The 26016-nt window shown below is 66.3% G+C and carries 21 protein-coding genes; 6 read left to right on the forward strand and 15 right to left on the reverse strand.

The genetic code is table 11. From position 1 onward, the window contains the following. The 6 genes from glgX to U5805_RS16895 form a co-directional block, all read right to left on the reverse strand. On the reverse strand, window positions 1-2235 hold the full coding sequence (gene glgX / locus U5805_RS16870; RefSeq protein WP_322104628.1) for a glycogen debranching protein GlgX: 2235 nt from the start codon (window positions 2233-2235) through the stop codon (window positions 1-3). 135 nt (window positions 2236-2370) lie between these two features. Next, a complete protein-coding gene (glgB, locus tag U5805_RS16875) occupies window positions 2371-4593 on the reverse strand; it encodes a 1,4-alpha-glucan branching protein GlgB (protein ID WP_322104629.1) in 2223 nt (740 codons plus the stop codon). Next, window positions 4586-8038 (reverse strand): maltose alpha-D-glucosyltransferase, encoded by a 3453-nt coding sequence (gene treS, locus U5805_RS16880; protein ID WP_322104630.1) that lies wholly within the window; start codon window positions 8036-8038, stop codon window positions 4586-4588. The genes glgB and treS overlap by 8 nt, the downstream gene beginning before the upstream one ends. Further along, window positions 8035-11532, reverse strand: a complete 3498-nt coding sequence (locus U5805_RS16885; protein ID WP_322104631.1) for a maltotransferase domain-containing protein — start codon at window positions 11530-11532, stop codon at window positions 8035-8037. The genes treS and U5805_RS16885 overlap by 4 nt, the downstream gene beginning before the upstream one ends. Before the next feature lie 404 nt (window positions 11533-11936). Then, complete coding sequence (locus tag U5805_RS16890; RefSeq protein WP_322104632.1) at window positions 11937-12602, reverse strand: DUF1345 domain-containing protein; 666 nt, start codon at window positions 12600-12602, stop codon at window positions 11937-11939. A gap of 111 nt (window positions 12603-12713) precedes the next feature. Then, window positions 12714-12905, reverse strand: coding sequence for a hypothetical protein (locus tag U5805_RS16895; protein WP_322104633.1), 192 nt, complete (start codon window positions 12903-12905; stop codon window positions 12714-12716). A 33-nt stretch (window positions 12906-12938) separates the two neighbouring features. Here U5805_RS16895 and U5805_RS16900 point away from each other — a divergent pair, with 33 nt between their 5' ends. Beyond that, the gene (locus U5805_RS16900; protein ID WP_322104634.1) at window positions 12939-13682 is read left to right on the forward strand and encodes a metallophosphoesterase; all 744 of its coding nucleotides are present in this window, start codon (window positions 12939-12941) and stop codon (window positions 13680-13682) included. A 45-nt stretch (window positions 13683-13727) separates the two neighbouring features. On the opposite strand, the gene U5805_RS16905 is transcribed toward U5805_RS16900, so the two are convergent. The 3 genes from U5805_RS16905 to U5805_RS16915 all read right to left on the reverse strand — a co-directional run bounded on the left by U5805_RS16905 (window position 13728) and on the right by U5805_RS16915 (window position 15798). Continuing rightward, window positions 13728-14429: an RES family NAD+ phosphorylase gene (locus U5805_RS16905; protein WP_322104635.1), complete on the reverse strand. Its 702-nt coding sequence runs from the start codon at window positions 14427-14429 to the stop codon at window positions 13728-13730. Continuing rightward, entirely contained in the window at window positions 14426-14788 is a 363-nt protein-coding gene (locus U5805_RS16910; RefSeq protein WP_415914619.1) for an MbcA/ParS/Xre antitoxin family protein, read from the reverse strand. Before U5805_RS16910 ends, U5805_RS16905 begins: the two co-directional genes overlap by 4 nt. A 158-nt stretch (window positions 14789-14946) precedes the next feature. Continuing rightward, entirely contained in the window at window positions 14947-15798 is an 852-nt protein-coding gene (locus U5805_RS16915) for a LysR family transcriptional regulator (protein WP_322104637.1), read from the reverse strand. A 96-nt stretch (window positions 15799-15894) separates the two neighbouring features. On the opposite strand from U5805_RS16915, the gene U5805_RS16920 reads away from it, so the two are divergent. Continuing rightward, complete coding sequence (locus U5805_RS16920) at window positions 15895-16278, forward strand: tautomerase family protein (RefSeq protein ID WP_322104638.1); 384 nt, start codon at window positions 15895-15897, stop codon at window positions 16276-16278. 107 nt (window positions 16279-16385) lie between these two features. Here the strand turns inward: U5805_RS16920 and ppk2 are convergent, their stop codons facing one another. Both ppk2 and U5805_RS16930 read right to left on the reverse strand, forming a co-directional pair. Further along, a complete protein-coding gene (gene ppk2, locus U5805_RS16925) occupies window positions 16386-17462 on the reverse strand; it encodes a polyphosphate kinase 2 (protein WP_322104639.1) in 1077 nt (358 codons plus the stop codon). A gap of 14 nt (window positions 17463-17476) precedes the next feature. Next, window positions 17477-17695, reverse strand: a complete 219-nt coding sequence (locus tag U5805_RS16930; protein ID WP_322104640.1) for a YdcH family protein — start codon at window positions 17693-17695, stop codon at window positions 17477-17479. Between the two features lie 418 nt (window positions 17696-18113). On the opposite strand from U5805_RS16930, the gene U5805_RS16935 reads away from it, so the two are divergent. Next, on the forward strand, window positions 18114-19013 hold the full coding sequence (locus U5805_RS16935; RefSeq protein WP_322104641.1) for a TOBE domain-containing protein: 900 nt from the start codon (window positions 18114-18116) through the stop codon (window positions 19011-19013). A gap of 213 nt (window positions 19014-19226) precedes the next feature. Here U5805_RS16935 and U5805_RS16940 read toward each other — a convergent pair whose 3' ends face one another. Further along, a complete protein-coding gene (locus U5805_RS16940) occupies window positions 19227-19925 on the reverse strand; it encodes a phosphatase PAP2 family protein (protein ID WP_322104642.1) in 699 nt (232 codons plus the stop codon). A 259-nt stretch (window positions 19926-20184) separates the two neighbouring features. On the opposite strand from U5805_RS16940, the gene U5805_RS16945 reads away from it, so the two are divergent. Both U5805_RS16945 and U5805_RS16950 read left to right on the forward strand, forming a co-directional pair. After that, window positions 20185-21327, forward strand: coding sequence for a PHB depolymerase family esterase (locus tag U5805_RS16945; protein ID WP_322104643.1), 1143 nt, complete (start codon window positions 20185-20187; stop codon window positions 21325-21327). A gap of 100 nt (window positions 21328-21427) precedes the next feature. Next, window positions 21428-21607: a DUF3563 family protein gene (locus tag U5805_RS16950; RefSeq protein WP_322104644.1), complete on the forward strand. Its 180-nt coding sequence runs from the start codon at window positions 21428-21430 to the stop codon at window positions 21605-21607. A gap of 96 nt (window positions 21608-21703) precedes the next feature. On the opposite strand, the gene U5805_RS16955 is transcribed toward U5805_RS16950, so the two are convergent. The 3 genes from U5805_RS16955 to U5805_RS16965 all read right to left on the reverse strand — a co-directional run bounded on the left by U5805_RS16955 (window position 21704) and on the right by U5805_RS16965 (window position 24128). Then, window positions 21704-22507, reverse strand: a complete 804-nt coding sequence (locus U5805_RS16955; RefSeq protein WP_322104645.1) for a BPSS1780 family membrane protein — start codon at window positions 22505-22507, stop codon at window positions 21704-21706. Beyond that, window positions 22498-23505 carry a homoserine kinase gene (locus U5805_RS16960; RefSeq protein WP_322104646.1) on the reverse strand — a complete coding sequence of 336 codons (1008 nt, stop codon included), beginning with the start codon at window positions 23503-23505 and terminating at the stop codon, window positions 22498-22500. The genes U5805_RS16955 and U5805_RS16960 overlap by 10 nt, the downstream gene beginning before the upstream one ends. A 215-nt stretch (window positions 23506-23720) precedes the next feature. Then, window positions 23721-24128: a hypothetical protein gene (locus U5805_RS16965; RefSeq protein ID WP_322104647.1), complete on the reverse strand. Its 408-nt coding sequence runs from the start codon at window positions 24126-24128 to the stop codon at window positions 23721-23723. A 302-nt stretch (window positions 24129-24430) separates the two neighbouring features. Here U5805_RS16965 and U5805_RS16970 point away from each other — a divergent pair, with 302 nt between their 5' ends. Next, window positions 24431-25954, forward strand: a complete 1524-nt coding sequence (locus U5805_RS16970; protein ID WP_322104648.1) for an AMP nucleosidase — start codon at window positions 24431-24433, stop codon at window positions 25952-25954. Window positions 25955-26016 lie beyond the last annotated feature (62 nt).

Genomic DNA, 26016 nt, shown 5'->3' on the forward strand with positions numbered 1-26016 from the left:
CTATTCAGCGGCGTTGTCGCGTTCACCGTGCAAGGCGGATTCCCGCGCACGCGGCGAACTCGCCGGCCGTCGCGGGTCCGGCGTGGGCGCATCCTGCTGCACGTATTGCGCGTCGGGCGCGCGCTGCGCCTCGTGTCGCGAAGGGCGCGCGCAAAGCACCGTAAGCGCGTGCGCGGCCAGTTCGTAAGTCTTGTCGGGCAGCGCGTACGGCGTGACGTCGGGCCGCGCGGTATCAATAAGCACCTCCCATGCCATGCGCGGCGCGGGCGCGCAAAACGTCACGGCGCCCGGCGAGGCATTCAGCATCAACAACAATACTTCGATTTCGCCGGTGCGGCTCGCGCCGGCGCGGCGCAGCGTGAACGCGCGCGCTTCGGGGTCTTGCCACGCCTCGGGCGAAAGCCGTTCGCCGCGTTCGTCGAACCAGTCGATGTCGTGTACGCCTGGCAGAATTTCCCGGTCGCCGAACAAAAAGCGCGTTTCGCGCAGCAGCGGGTGCTCGCGGCGCAGCGCGATCATGCGCGCGGCGAAGCGCGTCATCGACTTGCCTTGCGGCGTGTCGGCGAGCGCCCAGTCGAACCACGAAATCTCGTTGTCCTGGCAATACGCGTTGTTGTTGCCGCGCTGCGTGCGGCTCGCTTCGTCGCCTGCGAGCAGCATCGGCGTGCCGAGCGCGACGAACAGCGTGGCCAGCATCGAGCGCGCGACGCGGGCGCGCGTGGCGAGAATGGCCGGATCGTCGGTGGCGCCTTCCGCGCCCCAGTTCGCGCTCCAGTTTTCGTTATGGCCGTCGCGGTTCTCTTCGCCGTTGGCTTCGTTGTGCTTGCGGTCGTAGGCGACGAGATCGGCAAGCGTGAAGCCGTCGTGCGACGTGATGAAGTTGATCGACGCCCACGGCCGCCGCTTGCGTTTGTCGAATAGATCGGCGCTGCCCGTGAGGCGCGCGGCGAGATCGGCGCGCTGGCCCGCGTCGCCGCGCCAGTAGCGGCGCACGCTGTCGCGAAAGCGGTCGTTCCATTCGCCGAAGCCGGGCGGGTGATTGCCGAGCTGGTAGCCGCCGGGGCCGACGTCCCACGGTTCGGAAATCAGCTTCACTTGCGAAAGCACCGGGTCCTGGCGCAGCACGTCGAAGAAGCCGCCGTTCGGATCGAAGCCCGATGGCTCGCGCCCGAGCGTCACGCCCAGGTCGAAGCGAAAGCCGTCGATGCCGTACGACGTGACCCAATGGCGCAGCGAGTCGGCGACCATCTGCAATACGCGCGGATGCGAAAGATTGAGCGTGTTGCCGCAACCCGTGTCGTTGATGAAGTGCCGTTCGTCGCCGGGCACGCAACGGTAATAGCTGGCGTTGTCGAGGCCGCGCCACGACACCGTGGGACCGAGTTCGCCCGCTTCGCAGGTGTGGTTGTAGACCACGTCGAGAATCACTTCGATGCCGGCCGCGTGCAACTGGCGCACGGCGATGCGCATCTCGTCGGTTTCGTAGCCCACGAGATAGCCGGGGTCGGGCGCGAAGAACGCCGCCGGGTTATAGCCCCAGTAATTGCGCAGCCCGCGCTCGACGAGAAAGCGCTCGGAGAGAAACGCATGCACGGGCAGCAGTTCGATGGCGGTCACGCCGAGCTTTTGCATGTGCGCGACGAAGTGCGGCGAGGCCAGCGCCGCGAAGGTGCCGCGCGTATGCGTGCGCAAATCGAAGCGCTGCATCGAAATGCCGCGCGGGTGCGTTTCGAAGATCACCGTTTCGCCCCAGGGCGTGTCGGGGCGCGTGTCGCGCGACCAGTCGAACTTGTCGCTCACGACCACGCACTTCGGCATCGCGGGCGCGGAGTCGCGCCGGTCGATCGACAGATCGCCGCGATTCGAATGCGCGCGATAACCGTAGAGCGTGTCGGACCAGCGGAACTGGCCGATCAACTGGCGCGCGTAGGGATCGATCAGCAGCTTGTGCGGATTGAAGCGATGGCCGAGATGCGGCTGATACGGCCCGTGTGCGCGAAAGCCGTAGACGGTGCCCGGATGCGCGCCGGGCAGGTAGCCGTGCCACACCTCGTCCGTGCATTCGGGCAAGGCGTAGCGCACGCGCTCCTTGCGGCCCGTGGGGTCGAAAAGACACAGCTCGATGCGCGACGCGTTGGCGGAGAACACCGCGAAATTGGTGCCAAGCCCGTCCCAGGTTGCGCCGAGCGGGCCGGGCGAACCCGGCAGCAGGCGGTCAGGCGGAGCATTAGCCATGTCGAAGCTCCGTGCGTTCTTGTAAGTTATGCATCGGTTTTGGCTCGCGGCGGCGCAAGCGCGTACGCCGCGCCGCCGCCGTTTGCATCGACGATTGCATCGACGATTAAAACGGACCCGCCGGACCCGCGTCGATCAGCGGCGCAAGCGCAGGATCAACGTGCCGAGCGGCGGCAGCACGAGCGACACCGACTGCGGCTTGCCGTGGCTCGGCACGTCCTCGGTGCTGACGAGGCCGCCGTTGCCCAGATTCGAGCCGCCGTAGATTTCGGCGTCGGTGTTGAGCACTTCTTCCCACTGGCCCGCGTGCGGCACGCCGATACGGTAGCCGTGGCGCGGCACCGGCGTGAAGTTGCACACGGCCACGATCTCGCCGCCCGCGCCGTCCACGCGCCGCCAGGCAAGCACGCTGTTGCCGTTGTCGTCGGAAACGAGCCATTCGAAGCCGCCCGGCTCCGAGTCGAGCACGTGCAGCGCGGGCTCGCTCGCATAGAGCCGGTTGAGGTCGCGCACGAGCGTTTGCGTGCCGCGATGCAGCGGGTCGTCGAGCAGGTTCCAGTGCGGCGTGCCGTCGTGATCGAACTCGGCCATCTGCCCGAACTCGCCGCCCATGAACAGCAGTTTCTTGCCGGGATGCGCCCACATGAAGCCGAAATACGCGCGCAGGTTAGCGAACTTCTGCCAGCGGTCGCCCGGCATCTTGCCGAGCAGCGAGCCCTTGCCGTGTACGACTTCATCGTGCGAAAGCGGCAGCACGAATCGTTCGGAGTACGCATAAACCATCGCAAACGTCATTTGATGATGATGGTACTGGCGATACACGGGGTCTTCGTGCATGTAGTGCAGCGTGTCGTGCATCCAGCCCATGTTCCACTTGAACTGGAAGCCAAGGCCGCCGTCCTCGGGGCGCGCGGTCACGCCGGGCCACGCCGTCGATTCCTCGGCAATGGTGATGACGCCCGGGCGCTGCGGCACGTATTGCGTTTCGTGATTGAGGCGCTTGAGAAATGCGATGGATTCGAGATTCTCGCGGCCGCCGTAAATGTTGGGCACCCACTCGCCGTGCTTGCGCGAATAGTCCCGATACAGCATGGACGCCACCGCGTCCACGCGCAGGCCGTCGACGTGATAACGCAGCAGCCACGCCAGCCCCGAAGCGATCAGGAACGCGCTCACCTCGCGACGGCCGAGGTTGTAGATCATCGTGTTCCAGTCGGGGTGATAGCCTTCGCGCGGGTCGGCGTGTTCGTAGAGCGGCGTGCCGTCGAATTCGACGAGACCGTAGGCGTCGTTCGGAAAATGCGCGGGCACCCAGTCGAGAATCACGCCAAGCCCGGCTTCGTGCGCGCGATCGACGAACGCCGCGAAGTCGAGCGGCGAGCCGAGCCGTGCCGTGGGCGCGAATTGCGAAAGCGGTTGATAACCCCACGAACCGCCGAACGGATGTTCGGCGATCGGCATCAACTCGAGGTGCGTGAAGCCCATGCCTTGCGCGTACGGAATCAGGCGTTCGGCGAGCGCGTTCCAGTCGAGCGTCTGCGAGTCGGAGCCTTGCGAAGGCGCGGGCAGCCACGACGACGCATGCACCTCGTACACCGACATGGGCGAGCGCGCGGTCTGCTTGTCGCCGCGCGATTGAATCCACGCCTGATCGCGCCACGCGAATTGCTCGATGGCGTCCACGGGCGCCACGATCGACGCGGTGCCCGGCGGAATTTCCGCCTGCATGGCGCACGGATCGGCCTTGAGCGGCAGCACGTTGTCGTGCGGGCCGAGAATCTCGTACTTGTAGCGCGCGCCGGGCGCCACGCGCGGAACGAACAGCTCCCACACGCCGGCTTCGTAACGCAGCCGCATGGGGTGGCGCCGCCCGTCCCACGAGTTGAAGTCGCCGACCACGGAGACGCGTTTCGCGTTCGGCGCCCATACCGCGAAGCGCACGCCCGGCACGCCGTCGCACGTCATGGGCCGGGCGCCGAGGCATTCGAGCACGGCATACGGATCGCCGTCGGCAAGACGCACGAGCGCTTCCTGCGAAAGCTGCGGCCCGAATGAATAGGCATCCTCAATTTCCTGGCTCACGCCATGCCAGTCGATTTCGAGCCGATACGGCACCGCTTCCGCTAGCGCGCCCGCGAACAGGCCGGCAGGATGCACGCGTTCGAGTTCCGCGAGCGTGTGGTCACGGTCGCGCGCGACCACCTTCACGCTCGCGGCATTCGGCAGCCATGCGCGCACGTAGGGCGCGCCGTCGACCCAATGCAGGCCGAGCACGCTGAACGGATCGTGATGACGCGCGCCGGCAAGCGCGTCCGCTTCGTGAGGATTGAGGCCGGCGTATGGCGAGCGCTCAGCCATGTGCGCCTCCACCGGCTTGCGTGGGCGTGAGGCCGAGCACGCGCGCCGCGATGGCCGCGAGGCCGCGTACCGGCAGCGCGAGCCACGTCGGGCGATTGGCCGCTTCGTAGCGGATCTCGTAAGCGGCTTTCTCGATCAGGAACAGATCGAGCAGCGCTTGTTCGTGCGAGGCGCCCACGAGCGTGACGGGCGCTTCGGCGATGGCCGCGCGGTATTGGCTCAAGAACGTTTCGGCGGCTTGGCCGCGGAAGCGCTCGAGCAGCGTGCGCTTGCGGTCGGCGGTTTGCATCGGCGCATTCTCCGTGGTCGATTGGGCGGCCGCGCCCGCATAAGAGAGCGAGCGCAACAGCCCCGCCACGTCGCGCAACGGCGAAGTCTTCGCGCGGCGATAGTCGAGCGGGCGCGCGGGCTCGCCTTCGAAGTCGATCAAATAGGCGTCGCCTTGCGAAAGCAGCACCTGGCCCAGGTGGAAGTCGCCATGAATGCGGATGCGCGATGCTTTCGCGTCGAGCGGCACCATGTCGTCGACTTTTTGCAGCAGCGCCTCGCGGCGGTCGATCAGGCTGCGCGCGAGATCGCGCGCGTCGTCGTCGAGCGTGTGCTTGTCGTCGCCGGTGTGCTGCGCGACGATGTCGAGCGCTTCGTTGAGCATCTTCTTCGCGTCGGCGATCCACGCGCGCACGTCGTTCTCGTTGGCGGGTTCGGGCGCGAAGGCGTCGTCGTCGGTGGGCGAGGCGAGCGCGGCATGCAATTCGCCGAGCCGCTTGCCGATGCCGCCGATCACCGTGCTGTAGCCCTGGATCACTTCTTCTTCGTGAGCATGGTCGGTGGACGAGCCTTCTTCGGAAACGGCGAGCGCGAGTTCATCCACCGTGCGGCGCAGGAAGTCGAGCGCCCAATCCCACGCGTTGCCCTGATTGTCGATAAAGCCCTGCACGATGATGAGCGTGTGCGGCACGCCTTCGGGATCGACGCGCACCACTTCGCCATAGAGCGGCGCGGTGTTCGCGTAGCCAAGCTTGGTCAGATATCGGCTCATCTCCGCTTCGGGATGCACGCCCGCCATCAGGCGGCGCACGATCTTGAGCACCAGCGCTTCGGCGATCACGAGCGAACTGTTGCTCTGCTCCGCGGCAAGCCAGCGCACTTCGGGCGTTTCGCCGAGATCGAGTTCGTCGAGGCGCGCCGTGGGCTCGAAGCGAATCGTGCTGCCTTGCACCGTGGGCACGGCCGCGCGTTCGTGCAGCTTGCGCAGCACGCCATATGCGAACCACGGCAGCGCGAATGCGTCGGTGAGGTAGCCGATCGTGCGCCCGCGCCGCACGCGCGAAAGCGCGAGCTGGATGTGCAGCGGCGTGGTGGTGTCCGTGCCCCACGTGATCGCGATCGGCAGCACGTAGCGTTCGCTCGTGCCGTCCGCGAGTTCGGCTTCGATTTCGGTGAACGCGAAGCCCGCGCCCGTGATGGTGGTGAGCGCCGCGAGACGCACGCTGCGCAGCGGTTTGTCCTTCGAAGCGAACCAGCGCCGCCGCGAGAGCCACGAAGGCAGCACTTCCGATTCGAGCAGACGCACGTTCTCGGGCGTCGCGCCGGTCTGGCCTTCGCGAATCACGACCGTGACGAATTCCGGCAGTTGCTCCGAAGCCGGCTGGCTCCACGAAGGACGCTGGTCGCCGGGGCAAAGAAGGAACCACAGGAAGCCGTAGGGTGGGAACGTGAGCAGATACGGCAACTGACCGATGGCGGGAAACACGGAGTCGGCCGTCATTTCGATGGGCGACGTGCCCGCGAACTCAGAGAGATCGAGTTCGACCGCTTGCGGCGCGCGCGAGAGATTCGCCACGCAGAGGATGGGCGGCTCGCCCGGCATTTCGCGCAGATACGCGAGAATCTTGCGATTCGCGGGGCGCAGGAAGCGAATCGTGCCGCGCCCGAACGCCTGCTTCGAGCGGCGTACCGAGAGCATGCGGCGCGTCCAGTTGAGCAGCGAATGCGGGTCGCGGCTTTGCGCTTCCACGTTGATCGCGTCGTAGCCGTAAAGCGAGCCCATGAGCGGCGGCAGCACGAGCTGCTCGGGGTCGGCGCGCGAGAAACCGCCGTTGCGGTCCGACGACCATTGCATCGGCGTGCGCACGCCGTCGCGGTCGCCGAGGTGAATGTTGTCGCCCATGCCGAGCTCGTCGCCGTAATAGATCACGGGCGTGCCCGGCATCGAAAGCAGCAGCGAGTTGATGAGTTCGATGCGGCGGCGGTCGCGCTCCATGAGCGGCGCGAGACGGCGGCGAATGCCCAGATTCAGGCGCGCGCGCCGGTCGGTCGCATAGGTGTTCCAGAGATAATCGCGCTCGGAATCCGTGACCATTTCGAGCGTGAGTTCATCGTGATTGCGCAGGAAAACGGCCCACTGGCACGACTCCGCCAGGTCGGGCGTCTGCTTCATGATGTCGAGAATCGGAAAGCGGTCCTCGCTCGCAATGGCCATATAAAGGCGCGGCATCAGCGGGAAGTGGAACGCCATGTGGCATTCGTCCTCGTCGCCGAAATATTCCTTCACGTCCTCGGGCCATTGATTCGCTTCGGCAAGCAGCATCCGGTTCGGATAATGCTCGTCGATGGTCGCGCGAATCTTCTTCAGAATGGCGTGCGTTTCAGGCAGGTTTTCGTTGTTCGTGCCTTCGCGTTCGACCAGATACGGCACGGCGTCGAGCCGCAGCCCGTCGATCCCCATGTCGAGCCAGAATCGCATGACGTGCAGCACTTCGCGCAGCACGGCGGGATTGTCGAAGTTCAGGTCGGGCTGATGCGAGTAGAAGCGGTGCCAGTAGTACGCGCCCGCAACGGGGTCGTGCGTCCAGTTGGACGGCTCCGTGTCGATGAAGATGATGCGCGTGTCCTGATACTTCTGGTCGGTGTCCGACCACACGTAATAGTTGCGATGATTCGAGCCCGGCTTCGCGCGGCGCGCGCGCTGAAACCACGGATGCTGATCCGAAGTGTGATTGATGACGAGTTCGGTAATCACGCGAATGCCGCGCGCGTGCGCTTCCTGAATGAAGCGGCGCACGTCGGCGAGCTGACCGTAGTCGGGATGCACGTTGCGATAGTCGGCGATGTCGTAGCCGTCGTCGCGGCGCGGCGAAGGATAGAAGGGCAGCAGCCAGATCGCCGTGACGCCCAGTGCCGCGATGTAGTCGAGCTTCGCGAGCAGGCCCGGAAAATCGCCTACGCCGTCGTTGTTCGAGTCGAAAAACGACTTGACGTGTACTTGATAAATCACCGCGTCCTTGTACCAGAGCGGGTCGTCGGAAATCAGCGAGGGCTTGCCGCGCTTTTGCGTGCCGCGCTCGTCGCGATGTTCCTGCGCGGTGCTGGGCGCGCTCGAATCGTGCGTAATGGATTGCATATTGGTGGCCGTTGGCTCTTGCGTGGCGGGGTCGCGTTTCATGTCGCTCCTCCGGGCGGGAAGTCGGCGTCCAGTTCGGGGTGGCCCTCGATGGGTTCTTCGTCCTCGGGCACGGGTTCGTCGCGCGGCAAGCCGTCGATCGGCTCGATACGCCAGATCGCGTACGGCTTCGAATGCGGATCGAGCCGCAAATGCTGCCAGCGCCCGCTCCACTCGAAGCGGTCGCCGGTGACTTCGTCCGTGACCGCGAGGCGCGCGTGATCGTCGAGATTCCAGCGCTGGAACGTGGCCCAGGACAGCTCGAAGTCCGCGCCTTGTTCGTTGAACGCGTCGAGATTGATCGCCACGACAATCACGTTGTCGCGCGCGGGCGTGGCTTTTTCGAAGCAGAGAATCGAGTCGTTGTGCGCGGGCAGGAACGTGATGCCGAGATGCGATTGCAGCGCGGGATTCGCGCGCCGGATGCGATTGAGCGCCGCGATCTCCGCCACGATGTTGCCGGGGCGGTTCCAGTCCCACGCGCGCAACTGATACTTTTCGGAGTCCAGATATTCTTCCGAATTCGGCAGCGCGCGCGCCTCGCACAACTCGAAGCCGCTATACACGCCCCACAAGCCGGAAAGCGTGGAAGCGAGCGCCGCGCGTATCAGGAAGCTCGAACGCGCGCCCGTTTGCAGATGACGCGGATTGATGTCGGGCGTATTCACGAAGAAGTTTGGCCGATAGAAATCGCGCACTTCGGTTTGCGTGAGTTCCGTGAGGTACTCGGTGAAATCGCGTTTCGACTCGCGCCACGTGAAGTACGTGTACGACTGCGAAAAGCCGATCTTCGCGAGCCGGTACATGAGGCGCGGCCGCGTGAACGCTTCGGAGAGAAACATCACGTCGGGATGGCGCGCGCGCACGTCGGCGATCATCCATTCCCAGAACGGCAGCGGCTTCGTATGCGGATTGTCCACGCGGAAAATCCGCACGCCGGTGTCGATCCAGAACAGGATCACGTCGCGCAGCGCGAGCCACAAATCGGGCTTCGCGTCCTGCGCGTAGAACTCGGGATTCACGATGTCCTGATACTTCTTCGGCGGATTTTCGGCGTAACGCAGCGTGCCGTCGGGCCGCCACGCGAACCAGCCGGGATGCGCCTTGAGCCACGGATGATCGGGCGAACATTGAATCGCGAAGTCGAGCGCGATCTCGAGTCCGTGCGCATGCGCGGCCGCGACCATGCGGCAGAAGTCCTCCAGCGTGCCCAGTTCGGGATGCACGGCCGTGTGCCCGCCTTCCGCGCCGCCGATCGCATACGGGCTGCCCACGTCGCCGGGTTGCGCCGTGAGCGTGTTGTTGCGGCCCTTGCGGTTCGCCATGCCGATCGGGTGAATCGGCGGGAAATACAGCACGTCGAAGCCCATGTCGCGCACGCGCGGCATCTTCGCGATCACGTCGTCCCAGGTGCCGTGGCGCGTTTCGTCGTCGCTCATCGAACGCGGGAAGATCTCGTACCAGCTCGCGAAACGCGCGGCGCCGCGTTCGGCGTCCACGCGATTGACGACGGTGTCGGTCGAGAGGAACGGACGATGCCGCGCCGCGCGCACGGCGGCGGCCGTCGCGGGCGCGGATAGCAGCGCGATGCGTGTTTCGGTGTCCGAAGCAAGGAAGCGTTTGACGATGTTTTCGAGCGCCGCGCGGTTGCGCTGGTGCGCTTCGCCGGGCGCGTCCGAGGTTCCGGCGCTGGCGAGCACGAGCGCGAGCAGGCGGTTCGCTTCTTCGAGTTCGAGGTCGACGGGCTGATTCACGTCGCGCTTCTTCTGCAAATGCCCGACGAGCGAGGCGAAGTCGTCGCGCCACGCGATCACTACATATTCGTAGCGGCCCACGCGTTCGAGCGGGAACGTGCCGACCCATTGATCGGCGCCCGCCGGTTGCGCGGCCGTCATCGGCGATTCGTGCCACGTGGTTTCGTCGGCGGCGCGCCAGAGAATCGCGGCGTCGATGCGGTCGTGGCCTTCCGCGAAAATCGCCGCTCGCACTTCGCAGCGCTCGCCCACGTTGCGCTTGACCACGAAGCGGCCGTGATCGACGGAAGGCATTGCGCTTTCGATGGCGATGCGCGGCGCGGCAATCGCTTCGAGCACGCTCTTGTGGGCGCTCGCCGCGCTCTTGCCGCGATCCTCGGGCGGCGCGAGCACAATGGGCTGGCTCGCGGCGGCGCGGAACATCCAGCACGCGCCCGCGGGCAGCGTGAAGGTGTCGGGAATCGCGGCGTTGGCGTTCGGGTAGGCGCCGGTGGCGCGCGCGGGGCGCAGCGTTTCGGCGTCGAGCGGCGTGAAGCGCGTGAAGTTGCCGGGCACGCCGTCGAGCAGGCGGCTCATGTCGACGCGAACCGGCGCGGCGAGCGCGGGGTTCACGAGCGTGAGGACCGCTTCGCCGGCGTCGCGCAGGTCGGCGCGGTCGCCGCGCAACAAGGCCGCGACGCTGGCGCCGGGGCCGCTCAGCGCGCGCACTTCGCCGTTGGTGTGCAGCGCGGGCGTTTCGCGTTGGAGTGTGTTCGCGTGCGCGACGTCGGCGCTCAGGTCGAAGGGCGCGCGCGCCTTGGCCTGCTCCCACGCGTGCGCGCGGGTGCCGCTGTGCGCGATGGCTTCGTCCACGCCGTATTCGAAACCCATCGGCATGAGCCAGCCGGTACCGAGCGCCGTGGCCGCGCGCAGCATGCGCCGGTAGGCGCGTTCGATGGCGCGCGCGTCGGCGGCGCCTTCCTGGTCGTGCGCGTAGCGCACGCCGTAAGGCGCTTCCGGGAACGTGACGGGCGAGCCGACGCGGCGCAGCGCCGCGTGCTCCTCCACCATCCATCGCGACGAAAAATCCCACCAGCGCAGCGAGGAAAACGTGGCGTCGAAACCGACGCCTTCGAGCTGCGCGATGGCTTCGCGCGGCAGGCCGGGCGTGGCCGCGAGCCAGCGCGTTTGCGGAAAGCGCGCGCGCACCGCGGAGAAGATCGCGCGCAGCGCTTGCGGCGGCACGCCGTGCGGCGAGTCGATGCGGAATCCGCCGATGCCCGCTTCCACGAGCGCCGAAAGCCGCGCGACCCACCACGCGACGAGCGCCTCGCCGCCGCGTTCGAAATCGACATAAGCGACGTTCGCCTCGCGATGGCCGTGGCGCGGATCGAGCCGCGCGTCCTCCGGCTCGAACGGATGAAACCATTCCGGGTGCTCGGCGTGCAGCGTGCCGTCGGCGGCCGTGCGGTCGAGCACGAGGTCGGCGAGCAGCGTCACGCCGCGCGATTGCGCCGCGAGCGCGAGCTGGCGCACCGCGTCGTTGACGGTGAGCTTGTCGCCGAATGCCGGATGCGCGCGCGCGTGATCGGCGACGATGCGGTCGTCGCCCGCCGCGCCGGGCGCGAACAGCGCCCCGATCAGAACGTGATCGAAGCCCAGCGACGCAGCACGGGCAAGCTGCGTCGGCCACGCGTCGAGCGGTCCGACAAGGGCGGAATGGACGAAGTAGATCCGCGGCGCGTAGGCGTGGGGAGGTTCCATCGGTCGTATTCCAGGTACGTCGGGCGACAAGGATGCAGGACGGCGGTGGCCGAAATGCGATCGCGCGGCCCAGGGGGTGCCGGAGTGTGCCGCGTGGCGTGTGCTGGCTCGTCGCGACCTGTTCAGAGTAGTGCAGAAGCAGGCCGGAACCAAACCGCATGCCGCGCGGCGACTTGGCAGACACGGCAGCAAGGCTTATGCCTATCTTGGGGAAAGCCTGGGACGAAGGCGCGGGCGGGAACGTGCGCGAAACCGGTGCAGCGCGCGGCGCGCAAGCCGGCCCGCGCCCGGCGGCGTTTGCCGGTAAGCGTTGTAGCGGCGGCGCGCGTGCGCGCTGCCTCGATGGGCATGACGGGCGTCACGGGCGTGACGGCCGTCACGGGCGCGGCTGGTGTAGCCGGGCCTTAGTTGCCGACCATGCTCGCGGCGATGTTCACGCACAGCCCCAGCACGGTGACGTTGAAATAGAACGAGAGGATGGATTGCGCCAGCACGCCGCGCCGCGCGCTGCGCCCGCGAATGGAAATGTCGGCGGTTTGCGAGGCGCACGCGATGGTGAACGAGAAATAGAGAAAGTCCCAGTAGTTGGGGGTGAGTTTTTCGTCGGGGAAGGCGAGCGCGGGCTCGGCCGGATCGGAGCCGTAATAGAGCCGCGCGTAGTGGAGCGTGAAGATCGTCGGAATGAGGAACCACGCGCCGATCAGCGTGAGGCCCGTGAGCAGCGAATGCAGCACCTTCGAAGCCGTGCCGAGATCCTTGGTCGCGCCCAGTTCCAGCACGATGGCGACGATGCTCGCCACGGTTGCCGTGCAGATGAGAAAGAGCACCGTGCCCGCGTTTTCGTCCTCGCGGCGCGCATTGTCGCGCACGCTCACGGCATCGGCGATCGCCATGTGAATCCAGATCAGCACGAGATAAGTCCACACGGTCGCGTCCCAGCCGACGAGCACGCGCGGCAGCGACCGCAACGTGCCGGGCACGAGGGCGGCCAGCACCACGCCCACGACTATCGCGATCACCATGTGCGGCCGGTTGCGCAACACCTGCGGGTAAAGCTTCGTCGAATTCATGGGCGGCCTTGGGCGCGTGAGTGACCAGCGTGTTCCGTGCGGCTGGGTTGTGTTGTTGGCCGCGCGGCTGGCGGCATTCCGGCGATTCTTTTTCGGCGATTTCCGGCGATTCTAACCGCGCGCGGCCGCGCCGAACCCCTCGTGCGCGCGGCACAGCAGCCGTTTGCGTGCCTGAAAGCGCGCGGCAAGATGCGCGGCGGCAAAGCGACAGGCACGAAGCTTGCGGTCACGCGCGCCTGCATGCCTCCCACTTTCATATCGCGCGCCGATGGATTCGTAGGTAAAACGATCGTCGGCGCGCATACCGGCGCCCCTTCCCGGCGCTATGATGACGCGATGACGCCCAATCACGCTCCTCTCGTGCAGCATCACGCCGCCAACGCAACGGGCCGCGACTTTATCGTCGGCGACTTGCACGGCTGCGTGGAGGCGTTGCGCTATTTGCTGCGCGAAGTCGAATTCGACACCGCGCGCGACCGGCTGTTTTCGGTCGGCGATCTGATTGATCGTGCCGATTGCGCGTCGTGCGAGGCCGCGCTCGCGCTGCTCGAAAAGCCGTGGTTCCATGCGGTGCTCGGCAATCACGAAGATTCGCTGTGCGCCGTGGCCGAAGGGCGGTTGCCGCGTTACCGTTGGTACGGCATCGGCGGCGGCTGGGCGCAGCACCTTTCCGCCGATGCGCTGGTGCAGTACGGCCAACGTCTGCGCCGCCTGCCGCTCGCGCGCGTGGTGGGCGAGGGCGCGCAGCGCTTCAACTTGCTGCACGCGGAATTTCTCGGCAGCGACGCCGACCTCGACCGCGCCCATTTCGACGCCGACACGCGCGAGCGCATGCTCTGGGGCCGCGACATCGTGCTCGGCACGGCGGAAGCGCCGCCGCGCGAGGCGCTGTCGCTCACCTACGTCGGCCACACGCCGGTGCGCGAGATCCGCATGATCGGCTCGCACTTTTATCTCGACACGGGCGCGTTCATCACCGAAGGCTGTCTCACGATCGTCGAAGCGCTCACCACGCGGCGCTGGTCGGTTTCGATGACCGACGCGCGCGCGCACGGTGCGGCCGCCATCGCGCTGCCCTGAGCGCCGCCCGTTTTCCCGGTTTCCCTTTCCCGATCCGCCGCGCGATCACACGATGCGGTTGAGCTCGAAGATCATGTCGATGCCGCGGCCGTTCCAGTTGTATTCCAGATACGCCGCGTGATGGCACGCGCGCAGGATCGTCGTGGTGAGCGCCGCGAGGCATTCGCCGCCCGCGTCGCGCACCGACGGATAAGCGATGCCCGGCGCCCGCGCCTCGCGCGCCGCGCGGCCCATTGCCTGGCCGGCCGTGTAGTCGTCGGGCGAGAGCACGCCGGGGTCGAGCGCGGGATCGTCGCGCAAGTCGATGACCTCGCCGTGCGCGATCACCGTGTAAAGCCGCATTTGCTGACGCACCGGCGGCTCGTTCGTGGCCGCGAGAAAGAGCGCCGAGTGATAGCGCGTTTCGGCGATGGCGGTTTGCCGCGAGCGCGCGCAATAGAACACGCCGTAAGTGCCGTCCGAAAAGCGGCTGCCCTGCGGATTCAGATGCGTGAACGCGGCCATGATCGGCCCGTAGCCGGAACCGAAGCGGCGCTCCTCGCGCGGCACGAGATCGAGGTCGCCGGTTTCGGTGCGCAGGCGGTCGTTAGTGAGCGCTTCGAGTGCGTAGAGCGCGTCGAAGTCCTCGGGCGAGGCCACGCGGTCGAACAGATTCACGGCGGGAAAACGCGTGGGAATGACGCGGAACGCGGGCGTCCACGCGAGCGGCGCGCTGCGCCAGCGGTCTTGCCAGTTCGGTTGCGTCACGCCCAGCCGCCTCGCATTGCGTCGAGATACTGGCGCACGGCCACGAGGTCGCTGATATTGCCCGCCAGCATGCGGTCGAGCGCGCGCCGGCCGCCGAACGGCGGCGCGCTGTTCGGGCGCTTGATCCAGGCGTCGGCGGCGGCGGGTTGCGGCAGCAGAATCTGCAACGCCTTGTAGATGCCGAGCATCAGCGAAAGCCGTTCCAGCGTGTCGCGGCCGAGCCGCGCGGTTTGCGGCGCCTGCTTCCATTTGAAGAACGTCGACCGGCCGGGCGAGCCGAGCAGGACGATTTGTTCGTCGACGCTCAAATCCCAGTCGCGCGCGATGTTGAAGAACGCTCGCAGACCCGCCGCCGACATTTCCGTCAACGAAGGTTCAGCGCCGGCACGTCGTTCGGGTGCGGCGGAAGCAATGGCAGGTGACATGGTGGTCGAGTCCTGAAAGAAACTTTTAGTTGATATTAGTCCATTTGTAGATTTATGCAAGACGGGAATCGGTTAGATGCGGCGTGGCGCTTTCAGCCCGCGCCCAGCGCCGAGGCGAACAGTTGCAAGGTGGCTGCGGTGCGCGGTTCGCGCACTCGCGAATGAAACAGCACCTGCGAAGCGGGGAGCGCGGGCAAGCCCAGCCGCGCGCCCACGTCGACGAGTTCGCGCGGCGCGACCCGCCGTGCGAGCGGCGAAACGGCCAAACCGGCGGCCAGCGCCGCGCCCACGGGCGCCACGCCGCCGCCCACGAACACTTCCGTCCACACAATTTCGGCCGCATCCAGCGCGCGAATGGCCGCGGCGCGCACGGCGCATGGCGCGGCAAGCAGCGCAAGCGGCAGCGGCGCGCCGGCCGGCCAATGCCATTGCGGCGCGGCGAGCCAGACCAGCGGTTCGGTGAACAGCCGGCGCGCGTCGGCGCGCACGGCTTCCCCCTCTTCCTGGCGCACGATCGCGGCGTCGAGCCGCCGTTCGTCGTATTGCGCGAGCAATTGCGCGGAAAGCCCGAGGTGCAGCTCGATCACGAGCCCCGGATCGTGCATGCGCAATTGCGCAAGCTGGCGCGCGAGGCCGGCGTCGGCGACATGCTCGCTCAGGCCGAGCGCGACGCGGCGCTCGTCGCCCGACAGCACGCCCAGAGCGCGTTCGTGCGCGCCCAGCAGATCGCGCGCGGCGGCGAGAAACGCGAGTCCGTCGGCGGAAAGGCGCACCACGCGCGGCGTACGCTCCAGCAATTGCTTGCCCAAATGGGTTTCAAGCCGCTTGAGCTTGAGGCTAACCGCCGACTGCGTGGTGTCGAGCGCCTCGGCGGCGCGCGTGAAACTGCTGAGTTCGGCGACGAGCACGAACGCGCGAACGGCATCTAGATCGAGCGCTTTCATTTCAAATGGAAATGGATGAAATATCTATCAATGTCTGTTTATGATGATAGATCGAGCCTAAGCTGATGTCATCTCAAACCCACGAAGGAGATCGACATGCCGCTCACCCGCATCGCGCTGCGCGCCGGCAAGCCCGCGCAATATCGCAAGGCGCTCACGCAAGGCATTCACGACGCGCTGAGGGAAGTCTTCAAGGTGCCGGAGGACGATCAGTTCATGATCGTCAGCGAACTGGACGCCGATAATTTCGTGTTCGGCCGGCATTACATGGGCATCGAACGCAGCGACGACCTCGTCATCATCCAGATCGCCGCGAACAACACGCGCGGGCAGGATCAGAAGAAGGCGCTTTACGCGCAGATCGCGGAAAACCTCGCGCGCGATCCCGGCGTGCGCAAGGAGGACGTGTTCGTGAATCTCGTGACGGTGGCCCGCGAGGATTGGTCGTTCGGCAACGGCATGGCGCAGTACGCGACGTAAAGCGGGCGGGCGCCGTATCGGCGAAAAAAGCGCCGGCGTGGAAAGCGCCGGCGTTGAAGCAAAATGCAAAAGCGGCGCATTTACGCGCCGCTTTTGCTTGTTTGAAACTAAACCGCCCGGCTCACCAGCAGCGGATCAACCACGCCGATCGTTTCCACGTCGCGGCTCGCATAAGGCAGCTTGTGCAGCACGTGCCGCATGGCGTTCAGCCGCGCGCGCTTCTTGCAATCGGAACGCACGACGGTCCACGGCGCGTCGGCGGTATCGGTTTGCGAAAACATGGCTTCCTTCGCCTGCGTGTAGTCGTCCCATTTGTCGAGCGAAGCCAGGTCGACGGGGCTGAGCTTCCACTGCTTGAGCGGATGCACCTTGCGCTCCTTGAAGCGGCGGCGCTGTTCGGCGCGGCTCACCGAAAACCAGAACTTGATGAGATGAATGCCGCTGCGAATGAGCTGGCGTTCGAACTCGGGCGCTTGCTGCATGAAATCGGCATATTCCTGCGGCGTGCAAAACCCCATGACGTGTTCGACGCCCGCGCGGTTGTACCAGGAGCGGTCGAACAGCACGATTTCTCCCGCCGAAGGCAAATGCTGCACGTAGCGCTGGAAATACCACTGGCCGCGCTCGATTTCGCTGGGTTTTTCGAGCGCGACCACGCGCGCGCCGCGCGGGTTCAGGTGCTCCATGAAGCGCTTGATGGTGCCGCCCTTGCCCGCGGCGTCGCGGCCTTCGAACAGGATCACGACGCGTTGGCCCGTTTCGCGCACCCACGCCTGTAGCTTGAGCAATTCCACTTGCAGCCGGTATTTTTGCCGCTCGTATGCGCGGCGCGACATCAGATGGCGATACGGGTACGCGCCTTCGCGCCAGCCTGCGGCCAGTTCGTCGTCGGGATGGCGCGTGCGCGAGTTGCGCCAGTCGGCGGGATTGCCTTCGAGAATCAGCCTGCGCAGTTGCGCGACTTCGTCGGGCGACATGCCCTTCATGAGCGCGGCGATGGAATCGAGCAGCGCGGCGGGCGGCTGGGCTTCGGCGTGGTCTTGCGCGATCAGGTCGTGCATGGCGCCCGCGACGGTTTGGCTCGCGGCCTCGATCGCGCTCTCCACGCTGCGCAGTTCGGCGCTGCGCGGCGTGAGAACGGGACCGTCGCCCGCGGCGGCATGAAGCTGAACTTTGGTGGTCATGGTTCGCGCTTCCTTCACACGCTTGCCGCTTTGCGCAGCAGCAAGTAGAGCGAGTCTTTCAATTGCAGCTTTTCCTTCTTCAACTGCTCGATTTGCATGCCGTCCGACGGCACGATGCCCGCTTCCATGTTCTTGATTTGCTGGTCGAGTTCGTTATGGCGATGAAAAAGCCGCGCGAAATGCTCGTCGTTGATCTTGAGGCGCGAGATCAGGTCTCTGAATTCCGGGAACACTCCACACTCCTTTAGTTTGAGCCGGCCGCGACGAGGCGGAATTTGACGATTCTTTCATCGTCGCCTCGCAAATGCCTTGACCGCAGTCAGGGGACGCGCCATGGCGCGCGGTCTTGATGTCGCGTGTACCATCGTCCGCTTCGCGGCTCACTGCCGAAGCTGGCGCGCGCACGGCCGAGCGATGCGGGCGTAGCGCCGCGCTATCCGAAGCGCATGGACGCCGCGCCTTATCGGCCAGGTTCCGCGCGCGGCCGGTGCGAGTCCGTCGAACGTTCCACGGCGAGGAGGGCGAGCGCCTGGCGCGAACTTCCCGTGCCGAAAGCGCCGCGCGAGCGCCAACCGTCGCATAATCGCGAGCGATTTTTATCTCGACTTCGACTACACCGCATTTCTTGCGATCTTTTACGACCACGCGCCGATGACTTCCGCCGACCCGAATTCCGCCCATCCCACTCGAGACGACAACCGCCAACCCGCCGGCGACGCTTCATTGGGCGTGGGCGGCTCCGTCTGGTTTCAGGCGGGCGCGCGCATGCTGGGCGGCGCGGCGCGCATCGCGCTGCTCGACGCGATTCGCGCGACCGGCTCGATCACGGGCGCGGCGAAGGCGGTCGGCATGAGCTACAAGGGCGCGTGGGACGCCATCGACGCGATGAACAATCTCGCGGGCGAGCCTCTCGTCCTGCGCGCGACGGGCGGCAAGGGCGGCGGCGGCACGACGCTCACGCCGCGCGCGCTGCGCCTGATCGACACGTTTCAGACGATCGAGCGGGAACACCGGCGCTTTCTCGAACGCGCGGCGCAAGTGCTCGGCGAGCGGGCGCCGAACGCGGACGAGGGCGAGGGCGGATTCGAGCGCGATCTCGACCTGCTCGGCCGTTTCGCGATGCGCACGAGCGCGCGCAATCAACTGTTCGGCACGGTCTCGGGCATCGTGCGCGGCGCGGTGAACGACGAGGTATCGGTTGCGCTGCCCGGCGGCGAAACGCTCGTGGCCACGATCACGCACGACAGCGCCGCGGCGCTCGGGCTCGCGGCGGGCGCACCGGTCGTGGCGCTCGTCAAGGCGACGTCGGTCGTGCTGGTGGCCGATGCCGCCGACGCGGCGCGGCTCTCGGCGCGCAACCGGCTGAGCGGCGTGGTCGAGGTCGTGCGGCGCGGCGCGGTGAATGCGGAGGTGTCGCTGGCGCTGGCGGGCGGCGCGGTGCTGGCCGCGATCGTCACGGAAGCGAGTGTGGCGGCGCTTGGGCTGGAGGAAGGGAAGGCGGCGACGGCCGTGTTCAAGGCGTCGAGCGTGTTGCTGGGCGTGACCGCGTAAGCGCAACTAACTGCCCGATTTTTTTCGCGCGGGCGAGAGTTGCCGATCGGAGTTGATGTATCGACGGAGTGGCTTGAGCGAGCGATGCGCGCTTGCGGGCGTGTGCCGCGACTGCTGTCAACGCCGTGAAGCCGCGCATCCGGCGAACACACGCGGAACAAATACCGCGAAAAATCACGCCGAACAAACGCGCCGAACAAACGCGCCGAACAATCACGCGCGTTGTTGCAGCGGCACGAGGTCGTTCAGCGTCTGCGAGATCGGTGCGTTGGGCGCGCGCGGGGCGCCCGTCGGTTTCCACGTGGCGCGCACGAAAGGCCGGTCGTGGCCGGACACGGTGAGCGCGATATCCGTGACCCAGCGATGGGTCGGCACATGCACGTTGTGGAGCGCGACGGTGATGGCCGCAAGACTCAGCGCGACCACGGCAGTGGAAATGCGCTGCGCGCGTGCGTGCCACCAGTAGCGCGCGAACACCATCGCCGTGAGCGCGCCCACGATGCAGCCGGTGACGGCCTCGGAAGGCGAATGCGCGTCGAGCACGACGCGCGAAAAGGCGACCGCCACGCCGATGCCGAGCCCCGTCAGCATCCCCGTCAGGCGCACGAAGTTAGGCGTGCCCTGCAACATCAGGAAAAACGCGACGGGATACACCGCCGTGGAGGTCATCGCGTGGCCGCTGAAGCCCGTGAAATCGAGTTCGCGCACGCCCACGCCCCAGCCGAGGAAGGCGATCTTCGTGAGCGTCACGAGCCCGATGGCCACGCCCAGCACGAACACCCAGCTTGCCGCCATGCGCCACGAATAACCGGCCGCGAGCCACAGCGCAATCGCCAGCGCGAGCGGCAGTGTCAGGCCCGCGCCGCCGAGGTTGGTGATCGACATCCATAGGTGATTGGTCAACTCTGGCATGGTGCGGCGCCGAATGCGCTTCCGGAAACAGGGTGATCTGACAGTAACGCGCGACCGGCTGTGACGGTCGACACGGGAAAAGGACAAGCTCGCAGTATAGCCGCGTCGCCGGCGTGACAGCATGGTGCGCCGTACGTTGCGACGTGGAAATCGAAAACCGACGATCAGCAGGCCGCGAGGTTTGGTGTTATTGTGCGTTGCACAAAGACGGATCGCCGCAGCCGCGACGATCGTATCCGACCCTTTCACGAGGCCCCCGATGACGAAAGATCTGACGAAGCTATGGGCGGGTGGCATGCGACGTCTGCTCGCCATCCAGAACCGCGCCGCGCGCGACGCCATGGAAAACGCCGGCCTCCGTGCGCCGCGCCGGCAGGCGATCTGGCGCGCCGCGCAGGATGCGGCACGGCAGGCGGAGCAAGCCGCGCCCGCCCGGGCGCGTGCCTCGCGCGTGGGTCCGCGCGCGGCGGCGTGGGCCGAAGGCGAGTGGTCGCGCGGCGAACACGCCGCGCCGTCGCGGGCGCTGCCTTATGGGCTGTACGTGCCGCAGGGCCGCTCGACGGCCGGCATGCCGCTCGTCGTGATGCTGCACGGCTGCAAACAGTCGACGGACGCTTTCGCCGAAGGCACGCGCATGAATCTGCTCGCCGATCGCCACGGTTTCGGCGTGGTGTACCCCGAGCAGTCGGAGCGCGCGCACCCGCATCAATGCTGGCATTGGTACGACGCGCGCGACGCGGCGGGCGGCGGCGAGGCGGAGGCGGTGGTTTCGCTCGTCGAAGCGCTTGCGCTGGAACACGGTTTCGACCGCTCGCGCGTCTATCTGGCCGGTTTGTCGGCGGGCGCGGGTCTCGCGATGATGCTGGCGGTGCGCGCGCCGGGCCGTTTCGCGGCCATCGCGCTGCATTCGGGGCCGGCGTTCGGCGAGGCGCGTTCGGGGGTGTCGGCGCTCGACGTCATGCGGCGCGGCGTGCATCGCGATCCGATCGCGCTCATCGACGAAGCGCTCGGCGAGCGCGCGTATCCGGGCATGCCGGCCATCGTCATTCAGGGCGACGCCGACACCGTGGTCGCGCCGGTCAACGCCGAGCAGCTTGCGCTTCAGCTTCTGCGCCTGAACGGTCTCGCCGACGCGCGCGGCGTGCGTGCCGGCGTGGTTTCGCACGAAATCTTCCGCGAGGGTTATCGCGAGCAGGATTACGACTGTGACGGCGTGAGCGTCGTGCGCCTGTGCCGCGTGGCGGGGCTCGACCACGCGTGGAGCGGCGGTGACGATTCGGTGCCGTTCCATTCGTCGGCGGGACCGGACGCGAGCGCGCTCATCTGGGACTTTTTTGCATCACATCGGCGCGTGCATGTCGATCAGTCTTTCGATGACGAATTGACGCAGGACGCCAATTAAGGCGGCAAAAACGCGAGGTAGGTATTTACCCTAACTAGGGAATACCCTATAATGTGTTCATTCGTTAAGCGAGCATGCGCTCGCACAGAAGGACCACATCATGTACCTCCTTAGCCGCCTTTTCCTGTTCCTGACCGAAACCGCCGAAACCCGCCGCCAGCAGCGCGAAGAAGCCTATTTGGCTGAATCGGCCGACATTTACGATCTCGAATTCCGCATGCGCAAGCTCGACCGCGAAAAGTCCACGCGTCACCCGTCGTGGATGAATCACTACGGCTAAGCCGGAAAAAGCGCCCCATCCGAGCGCCCCATCCGAGCGCCGCAACCGGCGCGACCAGGGCAGCGCGCGAGGCGCTGTCCTTGAAGGCGTAGCGGCTCAGCGGCCCGAACCCGGCATTTCGGCGGCTTGTGTTTCCTGCACGCCGTAGCAGCCGCGGTAGGTCGCGTAGAACGAGCAATAGAGCATCGTCGTCACGACGATCAGCGCCGGCATCAGAATGGCAATGCCGAAGTCGCCCGCACCCAGCGCGTGCAACAGCGCGGACAAACCGATCGACACGCCCGTCGACACCGCGAACCACAGCGCGCCATAAACCGTGAACGCGCCTTTGTTGCGCCAGCAACTCACGATGCTGAAAAACAACGCCTTCGCGGGCGGCACTTCGTGCCAGGCCGTGAGTACGGGCGCGAACCAGAACAGCATCGAAACCGGTACATAACACACGAGCGACGCGAGCACGGCGAGCGGCACGTTGCTGTTTTCCAGCGCTTCGGTGTCGAGCGTCCCGCCTATCGTCATCAAACGCAACAGCGCGCCGCCGTCCACCAGCGCCGACGCCGCGAGCACGAGCGTCATCGCCACCACATAGATCAAGCCCAGCGCGAGCAGATGCTTCGTGACCGTGCTGCCGTACGAGCGAAAGCCGTCCACGAGAATGGTCGGGAACACGGGCTTGCCCGCGATGGTGTCGCGGCATGCGGCCATGAACCCGACTGCCACGCCCGGCACGAACAGCAGCGGCAGCACGCCGCCGATCACCGGAACGCTCGAAATGAGCGTCATTGCGAGCAGATAAGCGAAAAACAGCGTGAGAAACGCGAGCGGATTACGGCGAAACAGCCAGATTCCCTGGCGAAACCAGACGTAACCCGTTTTCGCGGGAACTTCGATCAATTGCATGGGCGATGGGGCATGGCGTGATGGGAGCCCGAGGCGCTACCGGCGACGCGCTCGCGCAGAATGCGTTCGAAGTGGCCGGGATCATGCGGCTTAAGCAGCTCGGCCGAACGCGGCAGATAAAAATCATACAGGCGCGAGACCCAGAAGCGGTAGGCGCCCGCGCGCAGCATGTCGCTCCAGTGGCGCGTTTCCTCGGGCGTGAACGGCCGCACGGTCTGGTAGGCGCGCAGCAGCGCTTCGGCGCGCGGCTCGTCGAGCGTGCCCGTTGCGAGGTCCACGCACCAGTCGTTGACCGTCACCGCCACGTCGAACAGCCATTTATCGCAACCCGCGAAATAGAAGTCGAAAAAGCCGCCGAGGCGCACGTCGTGGCCCGGCGCCGGATTCGCGTGCGCGAACATCGCGTTGTCGCGAAACAGGTCGCAATGGCAGGGGCCGCCCGGCAGCGCGGCGTAATCGGCCGAGGCGAAGAACGCGCGCTGATGTTCGAGTTCGCTCGCGAGCAGCGTGCGCTGGGCGTCGTCCAGAAACGGCAGCACGGTCGGCACGGTTTCCTCCCACCAGGCGAGGCTGCGCAAATTGGGCTGCACGCGCGCGAAATCGCGGCCCGCGAGGTGCATGCGCGCGAGCATCTGGCCGACTTCGGTGCAGTGTTCGACTTGCGGCGCGAGTTCGGGCTTGCCTTCGAGCTTCGAAACGATGGCCGCGGGCTTGCCGTGCAGCATGCCGAACAGCGCGCCGTCGTTGCGCGGCACGGGGTCGGGCACCGGCACGCGATGCGCTGCGAGATGGCGCATCAGATCGAGGTAGAACGGCAGTTGTTCGGCCGTGAGCTTCTCGAAGATCGTGAGGACGTATTCGCCGCGCGTCGTCGTCAGGAAAAAATTGCTGTTTTCGATGCCCGACTGGATGCCGCGAAATTCGACGACATCGCCGAGATCGTAGTCGCGCAGCCATTGGGCAAGTTCAGTGTCGGTAACGGCGGTGAAGACGGCCATGCAAGAAGGTGGATCGATTGAAATAGACGGCCGGCGGGCGCTGCGGGTGCGGCTCGATGGATTCGCGCGCGCCGGATTCAAGGGCTGGCCGGCAACGGCTTTGGCGGGCCAGCGAGGCAATGTTCGGTTGCCGGGGCGATGACGGCCGCCCGGATCGCGGCGCGGCGCGCAAGGCGAACCGCGCGCGCCCGCTTCGGACGCGCGCGGCGGGTGACTCAATAATGCAGATTGACCGACGGCAGACGCGTGCTGGCCTGACCGTTCTGGCGCACTTGCGGCGAGGTGTCCGGATTGGCGCTCATGGTGTAGCGCGTGCCGAAGTTCGAGCGCACGTTGATTTCGACGGGCTTGCCTTTGTCGCGGTATTCGGTGATTTCGGTGCCGTTCGGGCTCACTTCGTGATAGCTCGGCAGACGCGGTACGTCGTTGATGTCCACCTTCGACGAAACCCGCGCGGACGGCTGATTGTTGATCGCGGCGAGGTCGGGCAGGCCGGCGCGCTCGTTCTCGGACTGGGAGGACTGCGCTTGCACGGCGGTCTTCGCGTCGTCGGCGGGCGCGGCCATGGCGATGCCGCTGAAGGCGAGCGTCGCCGCCACGGCGGCAAGAAGGTGCGGCTTCATTGTGATTCTCCAGTGTCGACCGGCGCCGGCGCTTTGGCGGCCGTTCCGGTCCCATGGCGCCCTGGCGCCGACTTCGGTCCCGCACAGAATCGGGATTCGTCGATTCTAGCAAATCCCGCCGCGTCCCCCCATCTCGACAAGACGCTGAGGCCCGCGCCGCGCGGGCGATCGGCGGCTTTTTCCGGAGGCTTCGCGCGCCGCCCGAACGCCGCGTGCGCAAAGCCCCATGCACGGCGAGGGCGCCGCGGGATTCGCCCATCTTCCGTGGTAAGGTGATTCGACCACACTGAGAGGCGAACAACATGAACGATACCCAACCGCGGCCCCTCATGACGCCGGCGCACGATTTCCCGATCGAGGCCTTCGAAGACGCCGCCGACGCTGTTACGCGCCTCGCCACCATTTACGACGCGAACACCTCGTTCCTGCGCGACGCCTTCGCGCGCTACCGGCGCGGCGAGCAGTTCGACCGCCGCGTGCGCGCCTGCTACCCGTTCGTGCGCATTCGCACCGACGTCAATACGCACATCGACTCGCGCCGCTCGTATGGTTTCGTGGCCGGCCCCGGCGTGTTCGAAACCACGGTCACGCGGCCGGACCTGTTCGGCAATTACTATCGCGAGCAATTGCGTCTGCTCGCGAAGAATCATCACGTGGCGATCGAAGTGGGCGTTTCGGATCAGCCGATTCCCGTGCATTTCGCGTTCGCCGAAGGCATTCACCTGGAAGGCGACCTCGACCGCGAGCGGCTTTTCCTGCTGCGCGACGTGTTCGACGTGCCCGATCTCGCGCAGCTCGACGACGGCATCGTCAACGGCACCTTCGAGCCCTCGCCGGGCGAGCCGTTCCCGCTCGCGCTGTTCACGGCGCCGCGCGTGGATTTTTCGCTGCATCGGCTCAAGCACTACACGGCGACCTCGCCCACGCACGTGCAGAACTATGTGCTTTATACGAACTACCAGTTTTATATCGACGAATTCGTGAAGCTCGGCCGCGCGATGATGGCGCACACCGACGACGCCGATCTACGCAATTACCGCAGCGAATACACCTCGTTCGTCGAGCCCGGCGACGTGGTCACGTACAACGCGAATCTCGGCGAGCAGAGCGACGAAGGCACGCCGCCCGCGCGCTTGCCGCAAATGCCCGCGTATCACCTCAAGCGCGCCGACGGCAGCGGCATCACGATGGTCAACATCGGCGTGGGGCCTTCGAACGCGAAGACCATCACCGATCACATCGCCGTGCTGCGCCCGCACGCGTGGATCATGCTCGGGCACTGCGCGGGGCTGCGCAACACGCAGCGTCTCGGCGACTACGTGCTGGCGCACGGCTATGTGCGCGAGGATCACGTGCTCGACGCCGATTTGCCGCTTTGGGTGCCCATTCCGGCGCTCGCCGAAGTGCAGCTCGCGCTCGAGCGCGCGGTGGCCGAAGTCACGAAGCTCGAAGGCGTGGAACTCAAGCGCGTGATGCGCACGGGCACGGTGGCGAGCGTCGACAACCGCAACTGGGAATTGCGCGACCATCGCGAGCCGGTGCAGCGGCTCTCGCAAAGCCGCGCGATCGCGCTCGACATGGAAAGCGCGACGATTGCCGCGAACGGTTTTCGTTTTCGCGTGCCGTATGGCACCTTGCTGTGCGTTTCCGACAAACCGCTGCACGGCGAACTCAAGCTGCCGGGCATGGCCGATTCGTTCTATCGCGCGCAGGTCGACCAGCACTTGCAGATCGGTGTGAAGGCGATGGAGATTCTGCGCACGAACGGGCTGCACAAGCTGCACAGCCGCAAGTTGCGCAGCTTCGCGGAAGTGGCGTTTCAATAAACGCGCGCGCAACGCCGCGAGAACGGCACGTGACGGGAACAACGAAGCCGGCGAAAGCCGGC

Origin of the sequence: Paraburkholderia sp. J41 (assembly GCF_905220235.1) — a bacterium.
GTDB lineage: Bacteria > Pseudomonadota > Gammaproteobacteria > Burkholderiales > Burkholderiaceae > Paraburkholderia.